At 66.2% G+C, this 19,487-nt stretch carries 21 protein-coding genes; 5 read left to right on the forward strand and 16 right to left on the reverse strand.

Annotation, left to right across the window (positions count from 1 at the left end; genetic code table 11):
- Window positions 1-105: 105 nt before the first annotated feature.
- Entirely contained in the window at window positions 106-1,110 is a 1,005-nt protein-coding gene (gene bioB / locus ACN9MB_RS00700; protein ID WP_204637955.1) for a biotin synthase BioB, read from the reverse strand.
- A 143-nt stretch (window positions 1,111-1,253) separates the two neighbouring features.
- On the opposite strand from bioB, the gene ACN9MB_RS00705 reads away from it, so the two are divergent.
- Together ACN9MB_RS00705 and ACN9MB_RS00710 are read left to right on the forward strand one after the other, a co-directional pair.
- Window positions 1,254-1,460, forward strand: coding sequence for a hypothetical protein (locus ACN9MB_RS00705; protein WP_204637954.1), 207 nt, complete (start codon window positions 1,254-1,256; stop codon window positions 1,458-1,460).
- 12 nt (window positions 1,461-1,472) lie between these two features.
- Window positions 1,473-2,195 carry a ComF family protein gene (locus ACN9MB_RS00710; RefSeq protein WP_426270418.1) on the forward strand — a complete coding sequence of 241 codons (723 nt, stop codon included), beginning with the start codon at window positions 1,473-1,475 and terminating at the stop codon, window positions 2,193-2,195.
- A gap of 24 nt (window positions 2,196-2,219) precedes the next feature.
- Here ACN9MB_RS00710 and ACN9MB_RS00715 read toward each other — a convergent pair whose 3' ends face one another.
- Window positions 2,220-2,837: a LuxR C-terminal-related transcriptional regulator gene (locus tag ACN9MB_RS00715; protein WP_204637952.1), complete on the reverse strand. Its 618-nt coding sequence runs from the start codon at window positions 2,835-2,837 to the stop codon at window positions 2,220-2,222.
- A 201-nt stretch (window positions 2,838-3,038) separates the two neighbouring features.
- Between ACN9MB_RS00715 and ACN9MB_RS00720 the strand changes: the two genes are divergently transcribed.
- On the forward strand, window positions 3,039-3,386 hold the full coding sequence (locus tag ACN9MB_RS00720; protein WP_204637951.1) for a carboxymuconolactone decarboxylase family protein: 348 nt from the start codon (window positions 3,039-3,041) through the stop codon (window positions 3,384-3,386).
- Here ACN9MB_RS00720 and ACN9MB_RS00725 read toward each other — a convergent pair.
- Complete coding sequence (locus tag ACN9MB_RS00725) at window positions 3,383-4,219, reverse strand: hypothetical protein (protein WP_426270419.1); 837 nt, start codon at window positions 4,217-4,219, stop codon at window positions 3,383-3,385. The genes ACN9MB_RS00720 and ACN9MB_RS00725 overlap by 4 nt on opposite strands.
- 201 nt (window positions 4,220-4,420) lie before the next feature.
- On the opposite strand from ACN9MB_RS00725, the gene ACN9MB_RS00730 reads away from it, so the two are divergent.
- Complete coding sequence (locus ACN9MB_RS00730) at window positions 4,421-4,837, forward strand: hypothetical protein (protein ID WP_426270420.1); 417 nt, start codon at window positions 4,421-4,423, stop codon at window positions 4,835-4,837.
- Here ACN9MB_RS00730 and ACN9MB_RS00735 read toward each other — a convergent pair.
- The 4 genes from ACN9MB_RS00735 to ubiA form a co-directional block, all read right to left on the reverse strand.
- Window positions 4,834-6,099: an RNA polymerase sigma factor gene (locus ACN9MB_RS00735; RefSeq protein WP_426270421.1), complete on the reverse strand. Its 1,266-nt coding sequence runs from the start codon at window positions 6,097-6,099 to the stop codon at window positions 4,834-4,836. The two genes, ACN9MB_RS00730 and ACN9MB_RS00735, sit on opposite strands and share 4 nt — an antisense overlap.
- 64 nt (window positions 6,100-6,163) lie before the next feature.
- Window positions 6,164-6,586 carry a VOC family protein gene (locus ACN9MB_RS00740; protein WP_426270422.1) on the reverse strand — a complete coding sequence of 141 codons (423 nt, stop codon included), beginning with the start codon at window positions 6,584-6,586 and terminating at the stop codon, window positions 6,164-6,166.
- 21 nt (window positions 6,587-6,607) lie between these two features.
- Window positions 6,608-7,036: a YciI family protein gene (locus ACN9MB_RS00745; RefSeq protein WP_204637946.1), complete on the reverse strand. Its 429-nt coding sequence runs from the start codon at window positions 7,034-7,036 to the stop codon at window positions 6,608-6,610.
- 209 nt (window positions 7,037-7,245) lie between these two features.
- Window positions 7,246-8,265, reverse strand: coding sequence for a 4-hydroxybenzoate octaprenyltransferase (ubiA, locus tag ACN9MB_RS00750; RefSeq protein ID WP_426270423.1), 1,020 nt, complete (start codon window positions 8,263-8,265; stop codon window positions 7,246-7,248).
- A gap of 125 nt (window positions 8,266-8,390) precedes the next feature.
- On the opposite strand from ubiA, the gene ACN9MB_RS00755 reads away from it, so the two are divergent.
- Window positions 8,391-8,747, forward strand: coding sequence for a hypothetical protein (locus ACN9MB_RS00755; RefSeq protein ID WP_204637945.1), 357 nt, complete (start codon window positions 8,391-8,393; stop codon window positions 8,745-8,747).
- A 35-nt stretch (window positions 8,748-8,782) separates the two neighbouring features.
- On the opposite strand, the gene ilvA is transcribed toward ACN9MB_RS00755, so the two are convergent.
- From ilvA to ACN9MB_RS00800, 9 genes are all read right to left on the reverse strand, one after another.
- Complete coding sequence (gene ilvA / locus ACN9MB_RS00760; protein ID WP_426270424.1) at window positions 8,783-10,348, reverse strand: threonine ammonia-lyase, biosynthetic; 1,566 nt, start codon at window positions 10,346-10,348, stop codon at window positions 8,783-8,785.
- Window positions 10,345-10,587: an acetolactate synthase small subunit gene (ilvN, locus tag ACN9MB_RS00765; RefSeq protein WP_204637943.1), complete on the reverse strand. Its 243-nt coding sequence runs from the start codon at window positions 10,585-10,587 to the stop codon at window positions 10,345-10,347. The genes ilvA and ilvN overlap by 4 nt, the downstream gene beginning before the upstream one ends.
- A gap of 57 nt (window positions 10,588-10,644) precedes the next feature.
- Window positions 10,645-12,510, reverse strand: a complete 1,866-nt coding sequence (gene ilvB, locus ACN9MB_RS00770; protein ID WP_426271865.1) for a biosynthetic-type acetolactate synthase large subunit — start codon at window positions 12,508-12,510, stop codon at window positions 10,645-10,647.
- A gap of 189 nt (window positions 12,511-12,699) precedes the next feature.
- Window positions 12,700-13,713: a ketol-acid reductoisomerase gene (ilvC, locus tag ACN9MB_RS00775; RefSeq protein ID WP_426270425.1), complete on the reverse strand. Its 1,014-nt coding sequence runs from the start codon at window positions 13,711-13,713 to the stop codon at window positions 12,700-12,702.
- Window positions 13,710-15,428, reverse strand: coding sequence for a dihydroxy-acid dehydratase (ilvD, locus tag ACN9MB_RS00780; protein ID WP_426270426.1), 1,719 nt, complete (start codon window positions 15,426-15,428; stop codon window positions 13,710-13,712). The genes ilvC and ilvD overlap by 4 nt, the downstream gene beginning before the upstream one ends.
- A gap of 29 nt (window positions 15,429-15,457) precedes the next feature.
- Window positions 15,458-16,555 carry a 3-isopropylmalate dehydrogenase gene (leuB, locus tag ACN9MB_RS00785; protein WP_426270427.1) on the reverse strand — a complete coding sequence of 366 codons (1,098 nt, stop codon included), beginning with the start codon at window positions 16,553-16,555 and terminating at the stop codon, window positions 15,458-15,460.
- Window positions 16,552-17,136, reverse strand: a complete 585-nt coding sequence (gene leuD / locus ACN9MB_RS00790; protein ID WP_426270428.1) for a 3-isopropylmalate dehydratase small subunit — start codon at window positions 17,134-17,136, stop codon at window positions 16,552-16,554. The genes leuB and leuD overlap by 4 nt, the downstream gene beginning before the upstream one ends.
- Complete coding sequence (gene leuC, locus ACN9MB_RS00795; RefSeq protein ID WP_426270429.1) at window positions 17,133-18,542, reverse strand: 3-isopropylmalate dehydratase large subunit; 1,410 nt, start codon at window positions 18,540-18,542, stop codon at window positions 17,133-17,135. Before leuC ends, leuD begins: the two co-directional genes overlap by 4 nt.
- Window positions 18,542-19,480, reverse strand: coding sequence for a branched-chain amino acid transaminase (locus tag ACN9MB_RS00800; protein ID WP_426270430.1), 939 nt, complete (start codon window positions 19,478-19,480; stop codon window positions 18,542-18,544). The genes leuC and ACN9MB_RS00800 overlap by 1 nt, the downstream gene beginning before the upstream one ends.
- Window positions 19,481-19,487 lie beyond the last annotated feature (7 nt).

The raw sequence follows: 19,487 nt of genomic DNA on the forward strand, positions 1-19,487 counted from the left end.
AGCGCACCCTGTGCGCGACCGCAGAGCAGTGATGTATCTCTGTCATCGGTGGTCGCGTCATGCAGTGTGCGCTTCGGACCCGTCGCGCACAGGGACTGAGGCGCATCAAGCCGCGCAGTGCTCCACGATGTCCGCGTGCACCGTGCTCGACGTTTCCACCACTTCCAGCGCGTGCAGGTCCAGGCGCTTGAACAGCGCGCGGTCGTGCTCCACATCCGGGTTGCCGGTGGTGAGCAGCTTCTCGCCGTAGAAGATGGAATTGGCGCCGGCGAAGAAGCACAGCGCCTGCACGGCGTCGTCCATCTGCTGGCGGCCGGCGGAGAGGCGGACCATCGAGGCCGGCATCATGATGCGGGCGACGGCAATCGTGCGCACGAAATCGAACGGATCGATCGCCTCGGTGCCGTTGAGCGGCGTGCCTTCCACCTGCACCAGCTGGTTGATCGGCACCGATTCGGGATGTTCCGGCAGGTTGGCCAGGGTCTGCAGCAGGCCGGCGCGCTGGTCGCGCGTTTCGCCCATGCCCACGATGCCGCCGCAGCAGGTCTTGAGGCCGGCTTCGCGCACGTTCTCCAGCGTGTCCAGGCGATCCTGATACTGGCGCGTGTGGATGATCTCGCCGTAGAACTCCGGCGCCGTATCCAGGTTGTGGTTGTAGAAGTCCAGGCCCGCGCCCTTGAGCGTCTTGGCCTGCTCGCCATTGAGCATGCCCAGGGTGGCGCAGGTTTCCAGGCCCAGACCCTTCACGGCGCGCACGATCTCGGCGACCTTGGCCACGTCGCGGTCTTTCGGGCTGCGCCAGGCGGCGCCCATGCAGAAGCGGCTGGCGCCGGCATCCTTGGCGGCCTTGGCGCGTTCCAGCACGGCTTCCACGCTCATCAGTTTCTGCGCCTGCACGCCGGTGTCGTAGCGGGCCGCCTGGGGGCAGTAGGCGCAGTCTTCCGGGCAACCGCCGGTCTTGATCGAGAGCAGGGTGGATACCTGCACCGCGTTCGGATCGTGGTGTTCGCGGTGCACCGAATGGGCGCGGTGCAGCAGCTCGTTGAACGGCAGTGCGAACAACGCGGCCACTTCGGCGCGCGTCCAGTCGTGACGGATGGGTGAGGCCATGGCGACAGCTCTGGGATGGGGGATGGTCACAAGTGTGGCAGCGCGTCTCTTCTTGTCAACTTCCGAAAATTTGTGCGAGTTGACGATGCGCGAACGTATGGCTGCCGCTACCATCGGGTTATCACCCAAGCGGAGTCGTTGGCATGAGCGCGGGACAAGGCAGCACGGGCAATGTGCTCGCAGCCATCTGCAGTTTCTTCATCCCCGGCCTGGGTCAGCTGGTGCAAGGGCGCTTCTGGCTTGCACTGGTGATGTTCGTGCTGGCGGCGATCCTGTGGATCGTCTGGCTGGGCTGGATCATCCACCTGTGGTCGATCCTCGACGCGGCGATGTTCAAGCCGAAGGTCTGATCGAGCATGCGCATGGATGCGCTCCCCGTCATACGCCCCCTGCTCGGCGCGCTGCAACGCTTCGTGCTGCCGCACCGCTGCCTGCTGTGCGGCGCCGCGGGTGACCACGGCCTGGATCTTTGCCGCGACTGCGCCGCCGAACTTCCACGCAATCGGGTCTGCTGCGCGCGTTGTGCGTTGCCGTTGCCAGAGCCGGCGGAGCTGTGCGGCCAATGCCAGCGCCGCCCGCCGCCATGGGACGCGGCCTGGGTGCCGTTCCGCTACGCATGGCCGCTGGATCGGCTGGAGTCGCGCTTCAAGTTCGGCGCCGATCTCGCCGCAGGGCGCGTGCTTTCGTCGCTATGGTTGCGAGAGCCGCGACCGCCGGAGCTGCCGACCTGGCTGGTACCGGTGCCGTTGCATCTCGGCCGCCTGCGTACCCGTGGCTACAACCAGGCGCTGGAGCTGGCCAAGCCGTTGGCCGGCTGCCTCGATGTGTCGATTCATGCCGATGCCCTGAAGCGCCTGCGCAGCACCGCGGCGCAGACCGAACTCGGCGCACTCGACCGCCGACGCAACGTGCGGGCTGCCTTCAGCACACGTCCATCCGTCACCTGGCCGGCCCATGTCGCCTTGCTCGACGACGTCATGACCACCGGCGCGACGCTGGCCGAATGCGCCCGCGTGCTCAAGCGGGCCGGCGTGCAGCGCGTGGACGTCTGGGCGCTGGCCCGTGCACCGGCGTCGAAACACTAGCGGCGGCCGGGCACAGGCGCGGTATCAGCCCGGGACGCCTGCCTCGATGGCGATGCGGATCGCATCGGCGCTGGTGGTGGCGCCCAGTCGCTTGAGCAGGCTGGCGCGATGCATCTTCACGGTCTTCTCTTCGATGCCCAGCTGCTCGCCGATTTTCTTGTTGCGCAGGCCGAGGGCCATGCATTCCAGCACCTGCTTCTGGCGGGGTGTGAGTGCTTTCACCAGGGCCGAGGCATGCGTGATGCGCAGGCTCTGCGACCGATCGGGCGCCTCGGTGATATCCATCTGCGAGCCGATGAAATACTCGATGGTGCCATCGGGACCGAACAACGGCGCCACCATCACGGCGTTGCGGAACGGCGTGCCGTTCTTGCGGTAATTGGTGAGCACCACCAGCGCGGGACGCCCGTGTTCGATGGCCTCGCGCAGCGCCGTGCGCTGCGTGGGCTCGGTATCCGCGCCTTGCAGAAAACGGCAGTTGCGGTCCAGGATCTCGCGTTCCGGGTAACCGGTGAGCGTGCAGAACGCCGCATTGACGCAAACGATCGGGTTGTCCGGCAAACGCGGGTTGGTCACCAATGTCGCGATTGGAGAGAGGCTGATGGATGCGAACAAGGCGCCTTCAAACCCAGCTTCATGCATTGCTACTTTCCTCAGTCACCTGCTGCACAGGCAGATCAGATTCGAGCAGAACCGGTCGGTCATTCCAAGCCCTGCATACATACCGTTAGAGCTAGCACTGTACCTGCAAGAGGCGGGCCGTCCAGCATTAAACCATTGGCGTATTCACGTCGTGCGGCAAGCGGCGCAGCATCGGCGCGTTGTATCCCCTGGAGAAGCGTCATGCTGAACTGGCCCGAATACCGCAAACAACTGCTCGGCCGCATTGGCGAGATCGCCAAGCTGAGTCCCGACACGGTGGCTGGCTACCAGACGCTGTCCGGCGCCGGCAGCAAGACCGGGCATCTCGATGCCAAGACGCGTGAATTGATTTCGCTGGCGGTGGCGGTGACCACGCGCTGCGACGGCTGCATCACCGTGCATACGGCCGAAGCGCTCAAGCAGGGCGCCACGCAGGACGAAATCGCCGAGGCGCTCGGCGTGGCCGTGGCCATGAACGCGGGCGCGGCGCTGGTGTATTCGGCGCGCGTGCTCGATGCCGTGCACGGTTATCAGTCAGAGCATTCCTAAGGCACCGATCGATAGGAATCGCCCACCACCCAGGCGCCGCTGGCGATGGCGGCGGAAATCACCAGCGCCGTCCACGCGGTGCGGTCGGTGGGTGTTGCGACGATGGCCGGTATCCACACCAGCGCGGTGATGATTGCCAGCATCGCCGCTTCCAGTCGCGCGGCCAGTTGCGGCAGCACGCCGAACAGCACCGCCAGGCAGGTGGCGATGCTGCAAGCGCCGGTGACATAGGCCCAGCCCAGCGGGTACGGCAACCATGCCGGCACCAGCGCCACGGTCTGCTCGCTGTAAACGAAATGAGACAGTCCGATCATCGGCAGCGACAACGCAAACAGCACCCGCGCCGCACGCACGCCGCGCCGGCCGGCGAGATGGCGCAGCACGCCGCCGCGGTCGCCGAGCAGGCAGGCGAACAGCACCCATGCTCCCGCGAGTATCACCGCGATCTCGCCAAAGCCCAGCCAGGTGGCTTCCATCGATGGCACCACCAGTACGGCGGGCAACTTGAGCAGCACCACCCACACCAGCATGAACGCCACCAGCAGCGCCGAGGCCGGTCTTGCCGTGCTTCGCAACAGCAAGCCGATGCCGGCGGCGAGTTCGATCAGCGCGAAGGCGTAGGCCACGGGACGCGCACCGGGCATGTGTTCGATCGGCAGGTGCTGCCAGACGAGGGCAACGTCGCCATAGATGAGGCCGAGCACGCCCAGCGCGATCATGCTCAGGGCAAGGAACGACTGCGACAGACGTGCAGGCGCCAGCGACGCGGCGCCGAACGAGTTCAATGCATCGCCACCCAGGGCGGCAGCCGATGACCGGTACGAACGCTCCATGCCTTGCTCCTTCACGATGGACGGACAGGGGAACAGCGATTCGATGCGAAGCCGGCCTGGATGCGGCCGTTGGAAGAGATGGCCCACCCCCGTGGGAGCGGCCGGGCCATTAGATCGGCTGATGCATCGCGGCGCAATCGAATGCGATGATGCGATGCCGCAGCCGCCGCTCGTTCGACCGCGCTGAAAGGAAGGAATGCCATGTATCGCCCACGCCCCATCGTCAGCCTGCCCGCCGACACGGATGCCGACGGCATCAAGGTCTACACGATTTCCGCCAGCGGCGAAGCGGTCGCCATCGCGCCCTATCTGCCGCGCCTGGCGGCCATGAAACAGGCACGAGCCATCCCTTGGTCGACCACGCCAGCCTTCGCCATTTGCCACGAAGCGGCGAAGGCGCGCTATCTGGTGCTGGGCTGGTGGGGCAACGACAACGAGATGTTCATTGCCGTGACGGCGCAGGATGCCTCAGGCTGGGTCGAGGATCTCTCGCGCTATTCGTTCTGCCTGTGGGACATGGAAGTGATGTGGCATGAGCGCAACGCGTTCGTGGAAACCCTTTACGGCGAAGTGCCCAGCCTCGCGGCGTATCGCGCGAGGCGGATGGGCGAGCGTTAGGCCGCGCGGCTGGCGGCAGCGCGCTGCAACAGGAACTCGCGCTCGCGTTCGTTGCGCGTGAGCGAGGCGGCACGTTCGAATTCCTCGCATGCCTCGTCGTGGCGGCCCAGCTTGCCGAGCAGGTCGCCTCGTACGCTCGGCAGCAGGTGATAGTGGCGAAGCAACGGTTCGTCGCGCAGTGCATCGACCAGCGACAAGCCGACTTCCGGGCCGAATGCCTGCGCATGCGCCACCGCGCGATTGAGTGCGACGACGGGCGATGGCATGCAGCGGGCGAGCGTGTCGTACAGCGCGGCGATGCGCGGCCAGTCGGTTTCGTCCGGGCTGCGTGCACGTGCATGACAGGCTGCTATGGCGGCCTGCAAGGTGTACGGCCGCGCGTTGCCGCCCAGCGACTCGGCGCGTTGCAAAGCGGCGAGGCCGCGCCTGATCAGCAGCTGGTCCCAGCGCGCGCGGTTCTGCTTGTTCAACAGGATGAGTTCGCCCTTCGGCCCCTGGCGCGCCGCCATGCGTGAAGCCTGGATCTCCATCAGCGCCACCAGCCCGTGCACTTCCGCTTCGAGCGGTGCGAGTCCGGCCAGCACGCGCCCCAGCCGCAGGGCCTCCTCGCACAGTGCCGGACGCATCCAATCCCGGCCGGAGGTGGCGGCGTAGCCCTCGTTGAAGATGAGATAGACCACTTCCAGCACGGAGGCGAGGCGCACGGCGAGCTCCTCGCCGCGCGGTACTTCGAACGGCACCTGCGCTTCGCTGAGCGTGCGCTTGGCGCGCACGATGCGCTGCGCCACGGTGGGTTCGGGCACCAGGAAGGCACGCGCGATTTCCGCAGTGGTGAGGCCGCCGAGCAGGCGCAGCGTCAGCGCGACACGCGCCTCGGTGGACAACACCGGATGGCATGCCGTGAAGATCAGGCTGAGCAGGTCGTCGCCGACCGGATTGTCGAGCATGGCATCCGGGTCCCCCGCGGATTGTTCCAGCTGGTCTTCGATCTCGCGCGTCAGTTCGCCTTCCTTGCGTCGATGCAAGGCATGGCGTCGCATCTGATCGATGGCGCGGTGCTTGGCGGTGGTCATCAGCCAGGCGCCCGGGTTGCGGGGCACCCCTGTCTGCGGCCATTGCTCAAGCGCCGTGACCAGCGCGTCCTGCGCCAGTTCCTCGGCCACGCCCACGTCGCGGACGATGCGGGCGAGGCCGGCGATAAGTCGTGGCGATTCGATGCGCCAGACCGCGTCGATGGTGCGGTGGATGTCGGTGGCCGTCATGGTCTCCGATCACAACACCACACGTGGAGCCGCGCAAGTTCGTGCGCACCACGCGCGCCCCGCGTCACGGCGGCGACATCACCATCCAGTGCACGCCGAAACGATCGCGCAACATGCCGAAGCTCGACGCAAAGTAGGTCTTTGACAACGGCATGGACGCCTCGCCGCCGCCTTCCAGCAAGGCCTCGAACGAGCGCTTGGCCTCGCTGTCGTCCTTGGCGTTGATCACCAGCGAGAAACCGCGAAATTCCGGCGTGCCGCCGCATTCGCCGTCGGAGGCATTGACCAGCGATTCGCCGATCTTCATCGACGCATGCATGATCTTCTCGCCATCGGGCGGACGCGGGCCGGCGGCCTGGTCGCCGGGCTGTTCGGGGCTGTCCTTGAAACGGATCAGGTTCTGTACCTGTGCGCCGACGGCCTTGCCATAGAAGGCAAGGGCCTCCTCGCAGCGGCCGTCGAAGAACAGATAAGGCTGGATGAGCATGGCTCGGATCTCCTGGCGGTTTCAGCGCACATCGCCGATGCGGGCGCGCTGCTGGGCTTCGAGTTCGCGTGCCTCGGGCGTGAACGCGTCGCCGAAATCCTCGGCTTCGAACACGCGGCGGATCTCGATCTCCGAGACGCCGTTCTCGAACGGGTTGGGTGCGCGTTTCATCCACTCGACGGCTTCGTCCAGCGAATTCAGCTGCAGCAGCCAGAAGCCGGCGATCAGCTCCCTGGTTTCCGCAAAGGGACCGTCGATGACGGTGCGCCGGTCGCCTTCATAGCGCACGCGCGCGCCGCGGCTGCTGGGATGCAGGCCTTCGCCGGCCAGCATCACGCCGGCCTTGACCAGTTCCTCGTTGAAGCGGGTCATCTCGGTGAGCAGCTTCTCGCTCGGCATCTCGCCGGCCTCGGAAGCGCCGGTGGCCCTGACCATGGCTATGAATCGCATTGTCGTCACTCCTGTCGGTCGAATCGTGGCCACCGGAAGGCGGCTCTCATGCACACGACGAACGAGCCTGGGGGGAATCGACAGGGTAGGAGATCGAACTTGTAGACGACGTGGAGATTCCCTTGTGGGAGCGCACTCTGCGCGCGACAACCCGGCCGCGAGGCGATCGGTTGTCGCGCACAGGGTGCGCCCCCACAGGAGGCAAGGGGTCAGCGGAACGCCAGCGCCAGCACGATGCCGATCCACACCGCCATGCCTAGCCAGTTGTTGTTGCGGAAGGCCCACAGGCAGGCGGCGCGGTCGTGGTCGCGGATGCGCCACAGTTGCCAGCCGAACAGGCCGGCCGCCGCCAGCAGGCTCAGCCAATACGGCCAGCCCAGCGTGGCGCGCTGGCCCACGAACACCATGGCCAGCAGGAAGGTGGCCATCAGGATGCCGAGGATCGGCAGGTCGGCATCGCCAAACAGGATCGCGGTGGACTTGGCGCCCGCCTCGATGTCCTCGTCGCGGTCGACCATGGCGTACTGGGTGTCGTACACCACCGACCAGATGATGTTCGCGATGAACAGCAGCCAGCCCACCGGCGGCACCGTGTTCATTACGGCGGCGAATGCCATCGGGATCGACCAGCCGAACGCCGCGCCCAGCACCACCTGCGGCAGATGCGTATAGCGCTTGGTGAACGGATAGACCGCGGCCAGCGCCGCGCCCGCGAACGACAGCCAGATGGTGAGCTTGTTGGTGAACAGCACCAGCACGAAGGAAAACACCAGCAGGCTGGCGAACACGATCAGCGCCTCGCGCGGCGTCACCCGCCCAGCCGCGATGGGTCGCCCGGCAGTGCGTTCCACCTGCGGATCGAGCTTGCGGTCGGCGAAGTCGTTGATGGCGCAACCGGCTGCGCGCATCGAGAACACGCCCAGCGTAAAGATCACCAGCAGCTTCACCGGCGGAAAGTCCGAGGCCGCCAGCCACAACGCCCACCAGGTCGGCCACAGCAGCAGCAGGGCGCCGATCGGGCGATCCATGCGGGTCAGCACGAGGTAGTCGCGGGCCTTGCTGCGATAAGGCGCCGGCAGCCGCGTCAGCAGCCAGTCGAGCACGCGCGTGGCGCGGGAGGAACTGTCTGCCGGCTGCGCGGTGCGCGCGGGCTTGGCGCCGGGACGCGGACGCGGCGTACTGGTGGTCGGCAGGTTGCGCCGCTGGCGCTTGCGGGAAGTAGGAGCCATCCATCCAGTGTAGCGTGGCCTACCGCGACGGGTCGCGTGACGCAGGCCCGCTTTGCGAGCCGCACGGTGTCGCAACACGGTCACAAAGCGGCCTAAACTTGAGGTTTCACCGCCGGACCAGGCCCATGCCCCAAGCCCTGAGCCACATCGCCCTGATCGTTGCCCATCCCACCCGTACGGCCGATCTGTTGACCGGGGTATTTCCGGACGCGCGCATCGTTCGCGGGGAGGATCCGCAGGATGCGCATCCCGAAGTCATCGTCGAGATCGGCGGGTTGGAGTTCGCGTTGATCCGAGGTAATGGGCCGGCCTCACGCAACGGCGATCACATCGCCTTCGCCGTGAGCAAGGAAGAGCAATTGGCCTGTGCCGCACGCATGGACGCGTTGGCGCTGGATTATCAGATGGCGCGCGAGGACACGGCGTTGTATTTCAGCGACTACGACAACCATGTGTTTGAGTTGGAGGTGGTGGGATCGTGACTGTAGGAGCGCACCCTGTGCGCGACTGACGGACCTCATTCCCTCAACAACAACCGATACGCCGGATTCTCGCTCTCATCCCGGAACGGATAGCCCAGCGTGTCGAGAAAGGCCTGGAACAGCGCGCGCTCGTCCGGTGGTACCTGGATACCGACCAGGATGCGGCCGTAGTCGGCACCCTGGTTGCGGTAATGGAACAGGCTGATGTTCCAGTCCGGATGCATGTTGCCGAGAAAGCGCGTGAGCGCGCCCGGCCGTTCGGGAAACTCGAAACGGTAAAGCCGCTCGTCGCGCGCCAGCGGTGAGCTGCCGCCGATCATGTGGCGCAGATGCAGTTTGGCCAGTTCGTCGTCGGTGAGATCGAGCACGCCGAAGCCGTGCTCGCGGAAGGCGGCGATCAAGGTCTCGCGTTCATCGCGATGCGCCGTCTGCACGCCCACGAAGATATGCGCCTGGGCGGCATTGCCGATGCGGTAGTTGAATTCGGTGATGCTGCGCTGGTCCAGCGCGGCGCAGAAGCGGCGGAAGCTGCCGCGTTCCTCGGGAATGGTGACGGCGAACACCGCCTCGCGCTGCTCGCCCACTTCGGCGCGCTCCGCCACGAAGCGCAGGCGGTCGAAGTTGAGATTCGCGCCGGACACGATGGCGACCATCGGATGTTCCGACGGACCATGCGTTGCCACATATTGCTTGAGTCCCGCCAGCGCCAGCGCACCTGCCGGCTCGGGCACGCTGCGCGTGTCCTGGAACACATCGCGGATGGCCGCGCAGATGGCGTCGGTATCGACGCGCAGCATGTCGTCCACGTAGCGCTGGCACAGCGCAAAGGTGAGATCGCCGACACGCTTCACCGCGGTGCCGTCGGCAAACAGACCCACCTCGGGCAAGCTGACCGGCGCCCCCGCGTGCAGCGATTGCACCATCGCATCGGAGTCACAGGTCTGCACGCCAATCACTTTCACCTCAGGGCGCAGTGCCTTCACATAGGCAGCCACGCCTGCAATCAGGCCGCCGCCGCCCACCGGCACGAAGATCGCGTGCAGCGGTCCCGGATGCTGGCGCAGGATCTCCATGCCTACCGTCGCCTGTCCCGCAATCACCGCGGCATCGTCGAACGGGTGCACGAAGGTGTAGCCGTGCTCGGCCTGCAACCGCGCGGCGGCCGCCTGCGCGTCGCTATACGAGTCGCCTGTCAGCATCACCGCCACATACTTGCCGCCCAGGCGACGCACCGCTTCCACTTTCACCTGCGGCGCGGTGACCGGCATCACGATCACCGCGTGGATGCCCAGTCGTGCGGCAGCGAGCGCAACGCCTTGGGCATGGTTGCCCGCCGAAGCGGCTATCACGCCACGTGCGCGCTCGCCCGCGCTCAGCTGCGACATGCGGTTGTAAGCGCCGCGCAGCTTGAACGAGAACACGGGCTGCTGGTCTTCGCGCTTGAGCAGCACTCGCTGGCCCAGCCGTTCTGACAGCAGTTCCGCCGGCTCAAGCGCGGTTTCGCGCGCTACCTCGTAGACACGCGCGCCCACCGTCTGCCGCAACAGCTCGTGTTCGCTCAGCCGAGTCTCGTCATCGGCGGTGGCGGCAAGTGCGTTCATGACGTGGCGAGCGGGTGGCTCACTTCGATCACATCCACCAGCTTTCGCGTCTGCTTGATGATCTGCTCCACCGTGTCGTCCGCGCCTTGCAGCACCAGGGTGAGTTGCGACACGGCCGGATCTTCCGTCGCAGCGACCGTCAACGTATCGATATTGCAGTGACGCGCGGCGAACAGGCCGGCCACGCGCATCAGTGCGCCGGATTCGTTTTGCAGGAGGATGGAAAGCGTGTGTTTCATTTTCAACTCCGTAGCCCTACCTATCCGTCATCCCGGCCTGCGCCGGGATGACGAGCGTTAGAACATGTCGCTCGTCGAACTACCCTGCGCATCCGGCGCTACCCGCGACGGAATGAAATCTCCCGTGATCATCTGCGCATACGTCGCACCGGGCCCCACCATGGGATACACGCCGGCATCCGGATCGATCATCACCTCGAGGAACGCCGGTCCCTCGAAGGCCAGAAAGTCCGCGATCGTCTCCGCCAGTTCGGCCTTGTTTTCCAGCCGTTTGGCCCATTCGAAACCGTCGGCTTGCGCGGCCTTGATGAAGTCCTTCTTGTGCAGGCTCTTGTCGGACGAGGCAAAGCGGCCGCGGAAGAACAGCTTCTGCCACTGGCGCACCATGCCGTCGCCGATGTTGTTGAGCACCACCACTTTCACCGGCAGGCCATAGGTGGTGACGGTTTCCAGCTCGCCGAGGTTCATGCGGATGCTGGCATCGCCGTCGATATCGATCACCACGGCATCGCGGCGTGCGAACTGCGCACCGATGGCCGCGGGAAGGCCAAAGCCCATCGTGCCCATCGAGCCGGAGGTGAGCCAATGGCGCGGCTCGCGGAAATCGAAATACTGCGCCGACCACATCTGGTGCTGGCCCACGCCGGTGCTGATCACCGCGCGGCCCTGGGTGTGCTGGTTGATCGCCTCGATCACCGCCTGCGGCTGGATCAGCGCGCTATCGCGGTCGTAGTTCAGCGCGTGGGTGTGCTTGAGCGCGGCGATATGCGCATGCCAGTTCGCATAACGGCCATCGGCGGCGAAATGCAGGTCGTGACGTTGACCATACTGCTGCAGCCGCGACAGCGTGGCGTCGAGATCGCCGTGATGATGCCAGTGCACCGACTTCACCTTGCCGATCTCGGCCGGGTCGATGTCGATCTGCGCGATGAAACGTGCATGCGGTGCGAACTTGTCCGGCACGCTCGCCACGCGGTCGTCGAAGCGCGCGCCCAGCGCGAGCAGGAAGTCGCAATCCTCCACCGCGTAGTTGGCGTAGGCCGTGCCATGCATGCCCAGCATGTGCAGCGCGAGCGGTTCGGTCGTGTCCATGGCGCCGATGCCCATCAGGGTGGTCGTCACGGGCAGGCCGAACTGCTTGACGAACGCACGCAGGGTGGCCGACGACTCGCCCGCGATGATGCCGCCGCCAGCGTAGATCAGGGGTCGCTTCGCGTTCGCCAGCGCATCGAAGAAGGCCGCGCACTGCGCATCGTCCACGCGTGCGTTCTGGATGGCGTGCTGGCGCGCGCGATAGCCGGGAATGGGCAGCGTGCCTTCGCCGGCAAACGTCAGGGGACTGTTCTGCACGTCCTTGGGAATATCCACCACCACGGGTCCGGGACGTCCGCTGCGCGCGATCTCGAACGCGGTGCGCAAGGTCACTTCGAGCCGCTCCGGATCGGTGAGCAGAAATACATGCTTGGCGCACGGGCTCATGATGTTGCTGACGGGCGCTTCCTGGAAAGCGTCGCTACCGAGTGCGCCGGTGGGCACCTGGCCGCAGATCACCACCATCGGCACCGAGTCGGACATGGCATCGCGCACCGGCGTCACCATGTTGGTGGCACCCGGACCGGAGGTGACGATGGCGACGCCCACCTTGCCCGAGGCGCGCGCATAACCGGCAGCCATGAAGCCCGCGCCCTGTTCGTTGGCGGGCACGATCAGCGGCATCGGTTCGCCGCCCATCGGCGACAGATGGGTGGCATTGAAACGGAACACCGCATCGTACACGGGCAGGATCGCGCCGCCCGAATAGCCGAACAGCACGTCGACGCCTTCATCGGCCAATACCTGCACCACCACTTCCGCGCCGCTCATGCTCTGGCCGGCGAGCGGATGGGTCGCGATGGGTGCGGGTATTTCCTTCTGCAGTGGCATGTTCACGTGGTCGGTTTTCCCCAGGGTGCCGCCGTCGCAACGGCGGTCGGAAGTCGGTTGGAAAAACTCCCTCCCTCGATCGACGAGGGAGGGCCAAGGAGGGGCAATGCGTGCTTGCGGGAGAAGCACCCCTCTTAAGTCGAACAACAACCTGTGCGCTGCTGCGACGTGTGCAGCAGCGGTGTGACTTCAACCTACTTTCTTGAGCGGCTCGGCAGCGGCCTTCGGTGCATTGGCCTGCAGCCATGGCATGCGCGCGCGCAACTTGGCGCCCACCTGCTCCACCGGATGCTCCAGGTCCGCCTGCTTGAACTTCTTGTAGTTCGGCAGGCCGGCCTGGTATTCGGCGATCCAGTTCTTGGCGAAGGTGCCGTCCTGGATGTCCTTGAGCACGTCCTTCATGCGCGCCTTGGTGTCGGCATCGATGATGCGCGGACCGCTGACGTAGTCGCCGTACTGTGCCGTCTCGGAAATGAACTCGAGCATGCGCGAGATGCCGCCCTCGTAGAACAGGTCCACGATCAGCTTCAGCTCGTGCAACACTTCGTAATAGGCGATTTCCGGCTGATAACCGGCTTCCACCAGCGTTTCGAAGCCGGCCTGCACCAGCGAGCTGGCGCCGCCGCACAGCACCGCCTGTTCACCGAACAGATCGGTCTCGGTCTCTTCCTTGAAGTCGGTCTTGATCAGCAGCGCGCGGCCGCCGCCAATGCCATCGGCATAGGCCTTGGCCTTGGCTTCGGCGTTGCCGCTGACGTCCTGATGCACGGCCCAGATGCTGGGCACGCCACGGCCGATTTCGTACTCGCGGCGCACCAGCGCGCCCGGCCCTTTCGGTGCCACCAGCACCACGTCGATATCCTTGCGCGGATCGATCTGCTTGAAGTGCACGTTGAAGCCATGCGCGAACAGCAGCGCGGCGCCGGGCTTGATGTTCGGCTCGATGTGCTCGCGATACAGCGCCGGCTGCACCATGTCAGGCGTGAGCACGGCGACCAGATCGGCGTCTTTCACTGCTTCGCTTGGCTCGGCCACATGGAAGCCTTCGGCGCGGGCCTTCTCCCACGAGGGGCCGCCCTTGCGCAGGCCAACCACCACGTCGAGACCGGAGTCGCGCAGGTTGAGTGCGTGGGCGCGGCCCTGGCTGCCGAAGCCCAGGACGGCGATGCGGGCCTTGGCCAGCGTGTCGTTGTTGTTGCTCATGCGGTGACTCCTGCGTTCGTGTCTTCGTTGACGTGTCGGGAAACAGAGGCGGATGAACTGCGTGATGCGATGGGTTGCGTGGTGGCGCCTTCGGAAGCGGAGCCCACCAGGGCGACGTACTTGGCCATGGCGCCGCGCGTGACCTTGGGTGCCGGCGGTTGCCAGTTCGCGCGGCGCGCGGCGAGGTCGGCGGTGGTGCTGATCTGGCGCGACTCGGCATCGATGCGGATGCGGTCGCCTTCGTGCAACAGCGCGATCGGGCCGCCACGTGCGGCTTCCGGTGCGATGTGGCCGACCATGTAACCGTGGGTGGCGCCGGAGAAGCGGCCGTCGGTGATCAGCGCCACGTCGTCGCCCATGCCGCGGCCGATCAGCGCCGCGGTGACACCCAGCATTTCGCGCATGCCGGGACCGCCCGCGGGGCCTTCGTTGCGGATGACGATGACGTCGCCCTTCTCGATGCTGCCGCCCTGCACGGCGGCGAAGGCCTGTTCCTCGCTTTCGAACACCCGCGCGCGGCCTTCGAAATGATTGGCGCCTTTGCCGGCCAGCTTGAGGATGCAGCCCTCCGGCGCGAGATTGCCGTAGAGAATGGAATAGCCGCCGCGCGGCTTCAGCGGCTGCGCGACCGGATGCACCACGTCCTGCGTCTCCGCTCGCGGTGCTGCCGCTACTTCCTCGAACAAGCTGCGGCCGGTGACGGTGGGCGCATCGATCAGCATGTCGGCGGCGATGAGTTCCTCCGCCACGCGCGCGCTGCCGCCGGCGCCGAACATTTCCACCGCGGTATAGCGGCCGCCGGGCAGGAGATCGGCAATCACCGGCGTGTGCCTGGAGGCCGGCTCGAAGTCTTCCAGTGTCCACGGCGTGCCCGCTTCGCGCGCGATGGCGAGCAGGTGCAAAACGGCGTTGGTGGAACCGGCGGTGGCGGCGACCATGCGCGCGGCATTGCGGAACGCCGTTTCGGTGAGCAGTTCGCGCGGCGTGCGGTTTTCCTTAAGGCACTCCATCACCAGTTCGCCACAGCGATGCGCGGCGACCGCCTTCGCCGGATGCGTGGCGGGAATATCGTTGAAGCCCATCGGCGACAGGCCGAGCGTAGACAACACCATCGCCATGGTGTTGGCGGTGAACTGGCCGCCGCAGGCACCCGCGCCGGGGCAGGCGTCGCGTTCCACCGAAGTGAGTTCGGCGTCGCTGATCTTGCCCGCGCCATGCGCGCCGACGGCCTCGAACACCTGCTGGATGGTGATCGGATGGTTGTCGTGGGTACCGTGCGCAATGGTGCCGCCGTACATCGCGACGGCCGGGATATTGAGCCGGGCCATCGCCATGGCGGCGGCAGGAATGGTCTTGTCGCAGCCGCACAGCACCACCATCGCATCGAGGCAGTGGCCGTCGACCGCTAGTTCGATGGAATCGGTGATCACCTCGCGGCTGATCAGCGAGGCACGCATGCCGGGCGTGCCCATGGCGATGCCGTCGGTGACGGCAATGGTGTTGAACTCCACCGGCGTGCCACCCGCGGCGCGGATGCCGTTGGCCACATGTTCGGCCAGCTCGCGCAGGTTGAGGTTGCACGGGCTCACGTTCGACCACGTATGCACCACCGCCACCAGCGGCTTGGCGATCGCTTCGTCGTCGAGGCCGGTGGCGCGCAACATGGCGCGTGCGGGCGCGCGGTCGGGCCCGGTCTTGATCAGGTCACTGCGCATGCGTGTTCCTTGATGTGTTCGTCGATGACTCAGCCACAGGCGCGCCCCCAGCGAAGGAAGGCCGCGGCGTTGCAGGCGTGTTCGTCGATGGCGGCGAGCACGGCGTCCAGCACGTCCCGCGTGCCGGCGCTGCCGCCGATGTCGCGCGTGTGCGGACCGTGTTCCAGCACGTCGGCGACGGCGGCCTCCACCATCGCGGCTTCCTGTTCCAGGCCCAGCGAGTGGCGCAACAGCATGGCGGTGGAGAGGATCGCGCCGATGGGATTGGCCACGCCCTGGCCGGCGATATCCGGCGCTGAACCGTGGATCGGTTCGTACAGTCCACCCTTCGCTTCACCCAGCGACGCCGACGGCAGCAGGCCGAGCGAGCCGGCCAAGGCGGCGGCCTCGTCGGTGAGGATGTCGCCGAACAGGTTCTCGGTGACCACCACGTCGTACTTGCCGGGCTGGGTGAGCAGCAGCATGGCCATCGAATCGACCAGCTGGTGCTCCAGCTTCACATCGGGGAATTCCTGCGCGATGCGCTGCACGGTGGTGCGCCACAGGCGCGAGGTTTCCAGCACGTTGGCCTTGTCGACCGAGGTGACGTGCTTGCGCCGTTCACGGGCCAGCTGGAAGGCGCGGCGGGTGACGCGCTCGACTTCGGCCACGGTGTACTTGCACTCGTCGATGGCGGTGTCGATGGTGCGCGTCTTGGCGCCGAAGTACGCGCCACCGGTGAGTTCGCGCACGAACAGCACGTCGACGTTCTTCAGCTTCTCGTTCTTCAACGGCGACAGCTCGGCCAGCGCCGGATGGACCTGCAGCGGACGCAGGTTGGCGTAGACGCCCAGCGCGGCGCGCAGCGCGAGCAGACCCTGCTCCGGACGTACCGGTGCATTCGGATCGGACCACTTCGGCCCACCCACCGCGCCCAGCAACACCGCGTCGGCCGCCTTGCATGCGTCCAGCGATGCCTTGGGCAGCGGTTCGCCGGTGGCATCGATGGCGCAGCCGCCGATCTGATGTTCCTCAAAATGGAAATGGTGGTCGTAATGCGCGGCAATCGTGTCGAGCACGGCGACAGCCGCTGCGGTGACTTCGGGGCCGACGCCGTCGCCGGGCAGGGTGACGATGTGCGCTCTCATGCGGCTTTCTCCACGCGTTGTTCGTAAGCAGTGATGGCGTCAGCGTGTTGCTGGAGGTATCCAAGCTGATCGACGCCGTTGAGCAGGCAGTGGCGTGCGAAGGCTTCGAGCTGGAAGCGGATATGGCCGCCGTCGGGCAGGGCGATCACCTGCTCGCGCACGTCGATGGAAAGCTCGACGCCGGGATGCTCGAGCAGCCAGCGGTGTTCGGCTTCATCCAGCACGATGGCGAGCAGGCCGTTCTTCAGCGCGTTGTTGCGGAAGATGTCCGCGATCTCGCTGCACAGCACGGCCTGGATGCCGTAATCCAGCAGCGCCCAGGGCGCATGCTCGCGCGACGAACCACAACCGAAATTGCGGCCGGCGACCAGGATCGAGCAACCCTTCGCCTGCGGCTGGTTGAGCGGGAAGGCCGGGTTGTCGCTGCCATCGGCCTGGTAGCGCCAGTCGTTGAAGCACAGCTTGCCCAGGCCGGCGCGTTCGGTGGTGGTGAGGAAGCGCGCGGGAATGATGCGGTCGGTGTCGATGTTCTCGTCCGGCAGCACGGCGGTGCGGGAGTGGAGGCGGGTGATGGGTTTCATGCGGCAACCTCCGTCAGGTACTCACGCGGATCGGCAATACGCCCAGCCACGGCGGAAGCCGCAGCGGTGGCGGGACTCGCCAGCACCGTGCGCGCGCCCTTGCCCTGGCGGCCTTCGAAGTTGCGGTTGGAGGTACTCACCACCAGTTGGCCCGGTTGAGCGAAGTCGCCATTCATGGCGATGCACATCGAACAACCCGGCTCGCGCCACTCGGCGCCGGCGGCGGTAAACACGTGATGCAGGCCTTCGCGTTCCGCATCGCGGCGCACCGCTTCGGAACCGGGCACCACCAGCATGCGGACGCCATCGGCGACGCGACGCCCGCGCAACACATGCGCGGCTTCGCGCAGGTCGGACAGGCGAGAGTTGGTGCAACTGCCCACGAACACCACATCGACCGGCGTGCCCTGCATGGGCTTGCCCGCCTCGGCCTTCATGTAATCCAGCGCACGCTTTTCCTGCGCGTTGCGTGCGGCAGGCACCGGCTTGTCCATCGCGATGGCCATGCCCGGATGCGTGCCGTAGGTGACGGTGGGGCGCACCTTGCTCGCATCGATGCGCACTTCGCGGTCGTACTCGGCGCCGTCGTCCGTGCGCAGAGACTTCCAGCGTGCGACGGCTTCGTCCCAGGCGGCGCCTTGCGGTGCGCGCGGACGGCCTTTCAGCCAGGCGAAGGTGGTTTCGTCCGGCGCGATCAGGCCTGCGCGGGCACCGGCTTCGATCGACATGTTGCACACCGTCATGCGCTCTTCCATCGACAGCTGTTCGATGGCGTCGCCTCGGTACTCGATCACATGGCCGGTGCCGCCATCCACGCCGATCTCGCCGATGATGTGCAGGATCAGGTCTTTCGCGCCCACGCCTGCGGGCAGATGACCATCCACGTGGATGGCGAGCGTCTTCGCCTTGCGCTGGAGCAGGCACTGCGTGGCCATCACGTGGCCCACTTCAGTGGTGCCGATGCCAAACGCGAGCGCGCCGAATGCGCCGTGCGTGGAAGTGTGGCTGTCGCCGCAGACGATGGTCATGCCCGGCTGCGTGGCGCCCAGCTCAGGGCCGAACACATGCACCACACCGCGGTCGCTGCTGCCCCAGCCGTGCAGCTCGACGCCGAATTCGGCGCAGTTGGTCTCCAGTTGCGTGACTTGCGCTTTGGCCTCGGCATTCGCATAAGGGCGCTCGCCATCGGGACCGGCAGGCAAGGTCGGCGTGGAATGATCCAGCGTGGCCAGCATGCGATCGGGGCGGCGCAGCTTCAGTCCGCGCTCGCGCAGTTCGCTGAAGGCCTGCGGCGAGGTGACTTCGTGCACCAGGTGCAGATCGACGTACAGGATCGCCGGGGTGTCCGCCGATTCGGGCGCGACCACATGCGCATTCCACACTTTCTCGAACAATGTCTTTGCCATTACGCAGCCTCCTGCGCTGCTTCGACCTGCACGGGGGTGAGCCATCCCCACTGGTCGGCTGTCGTGCCATCGAACAAACCAAAGAAAGCCTTCTGCAGCGCGCGCGTCACATCGCCGGGACGGCCAGCACCGACCGGTTTGCGATCCACTGAACGAACAGGCGTGATCTCCGCCGCGGTGCCGGTCATGAAGATTTCGTCCGCGGTGTACAGCGCTTCGCGCGGCAGGTCGCGTTCTTCCACCACGATGCCCAGCTCGCCGGCCAACGTGATCACCGATTCGCGCGTGATGCCGGCCAGGATGCCGGCGCTGGTCGGCGGCGTGAGCAGCTTGTTGTTCTTCACCAGGAACAGGTTCTCGCCCGCGCCTTCGCTCAACAGGCCGTTGTGGCCCAGCGCGATGCCCTCGGCGTAACCCCCGCGACGCGCTTCGAGCGCGATCAGCTGGCTGCTGAGGTAATTGCCGCCGGCCTTGGCCCAGCTGGGAAAGGTGTTCGGTGCCGGGCGCTGCCACGACGACACGCACACGTCGGCGCCATGCTCCAGCGCGTCGCCCAGATACGCGCCCCATTCCAGCGCCATGATCGCCACGTCCACCGGCGAATCCGTCTTCGGCAACACGCCCAGGCCACCCGCGCCGCGGAACACGATGGGGCGCACATAGGCCGACTTCATGCGATTGGCGCGGATCACTTCGTGGCAGGCCGCGTTGATTTCCTCTTCGCTGTAGCCGATCTCGATCTCATAGATGCGCGCCGACTCGAACAGGCGGCGCGTGTGGTCGGCCAGGCGGAAATAGGCCGGTCCTTGCGGCGTCGCATACACGCGTTCGCCTTCGAACACCGAGGAGCCGTAGTGCAGCGCATGGGTGCTGACGTGGACCGTAGCCTCGGTCCATGGCTTGATCTGGCCGTTGTGCCACAGGAATGGCGTGGTCATCGCTTGA

The sequence above is a fragment of the Dyella kyungheensis genome, assembly GCF_049913195.1.
Taxonomy (GTDB): domain Bacteria; phylum Pseudomonadota; class Gammaproteobacteria; order Xanthomonadales; family Rhodanobacteraceae; genus Dyella; species Dyella kyungheensis.

Coding starts and splice junctions, on each gene's coding strand:
- ilvB (WP_426271865.1), bottom strand. CDS start 12,510: ATGCCACTGCAGAAGGAAATACCCGCACCCATCGCGACCCATCCGCTC.
- ubiA (WP_426270423.1), bottom strand. CDS start 8,265: ATGGCTCCTACTTCCCGCAAGCGCCAGCGGCGCAACCTGCCGACCACC.
- ACN9MB_RS00755 (WP_204637945.1), top strand. CDS start 8,391: ATGCCCCAAGCCCTGAGCCACATCGCCCTGATCGTTGCCCATCCCACC.
- ACN9MB_RS00735 (WP_426270421.1), bottom strand. CDS start 6,099: ATGACGGCCACCGACATCCACCGCACCATCGACGCGGTCTGGCGCATC.
- ACN9MB_RS00715 (WP_204637952.1), bottom strand. CDS start 2,837: ATGCATGAAGCTGGGTTTGAAGGCGCCTTGTTCGCATCCATCAGCCTC.
- leuD (WP_426270428.1), bottom strand. CDS start 17,136: ATGAAACCCATCACCCGCCTCCACTCCCGCACCGCCGTGCTGCCGGAC.
- leuC (WP_426270429.1), bottom strand. CDS start 18,542: ATGGCAAAGACATTGTTCGAGAAAGTGTGGAATGCGCATGTGGTCGCG.
- ilvC (WP_426270425.1), bottom strand. CDS start 13,713: ATGAGCAACAACAACGACACGCTGGCCAAGGCCCGCATCGCCGTCCTG.
- ilvD (WP_426270426.1), bottom strand. CDS start 15,428: ATGCGCAGTGACCTGATCAAGACCGGGCCCGACCGCGCGCCCGCACGC.
- ilvN (WP_204637943.1), bottom strand. CDS start 10,587: ATGAAACACACGCTTTCCATCCTCCTGCAAAACGAATCCGGCGCACTG.
- ACN9MB_RS00725 (WP_426270419.1), bottom strand. CDS start 4,219: ATGGAGCGTTCGTACCGGTCATCGGCTGCCGCCCTGGGTGGCGATGCA.
- ACN9MB_RS00800 (WP_426270430.1), bottom strand. CDS start 19,480: ATGACCACGCCATTCCTGTGGCACAACGGCCAGATCAAGCCATGGACC.
- ACN9MB_RS00720 (WP_204637951.1), top strand. CDS start 3,039: ATGCTGAACTGGCCCGAATACCGCAAACAACTGCTCGGCCGCATTGGC.
- ACN9MB_RS00730 (WP_426270420.1), top strand. CDS start 4,421: ATGTATCGCCCACGCCCCATCGTCAGCCTGCCCGCCGACACGGATGCC.
- ACN9MB_RS00745 (WP_204637946.1), bottom strand. CDS start 7,036: ATGCGATTCATAGCCATGGTCAGGGCCACCGGCGCTTCCGAGGCCGGC.
- ACN9MB_RS00710 (WP_426270418.1), top strand. CDS start 1,473: ATGGATGCGCTCCCCGTCATACGCCCCCTGCTCGGCGCGCTGCAACGC.
- leuB (WP_426270427.1), bottom strand. CDS start 16,555: ATGAGAGCGCACATCGTCACCCTGCCCGGCGACGGCGTCGGCCCCGAA.
- ACN9MB_RS00705 (WP_204637954.1), top strand. CDS start 1,254: ATGAGCGCGGGACAAGGCAGCACGGGCAATGTGCTCGCAGCCATCTGC.
- bioB (WP_204637955.1), bottom strand. CDS start 1,110: ATGGCCTCACCCATCCGTCACGACTGGACGCGCGCCGAAGTGGCCGCG.
- ACN9MB_RS00740 (WP_426270422.1), bottom strand. CDS start 6,586: ATGCTCATCCAGCCTTATCTGTTCTTCGACGGCCGCTGCGAGGAGGCC.
- ilvA (WP_426270424.1), bottom strand. CDS start 10,348: ATGAACGCACTTGCCGCCACCGCCGATGACGAGACTCGGCTGAGCGAA.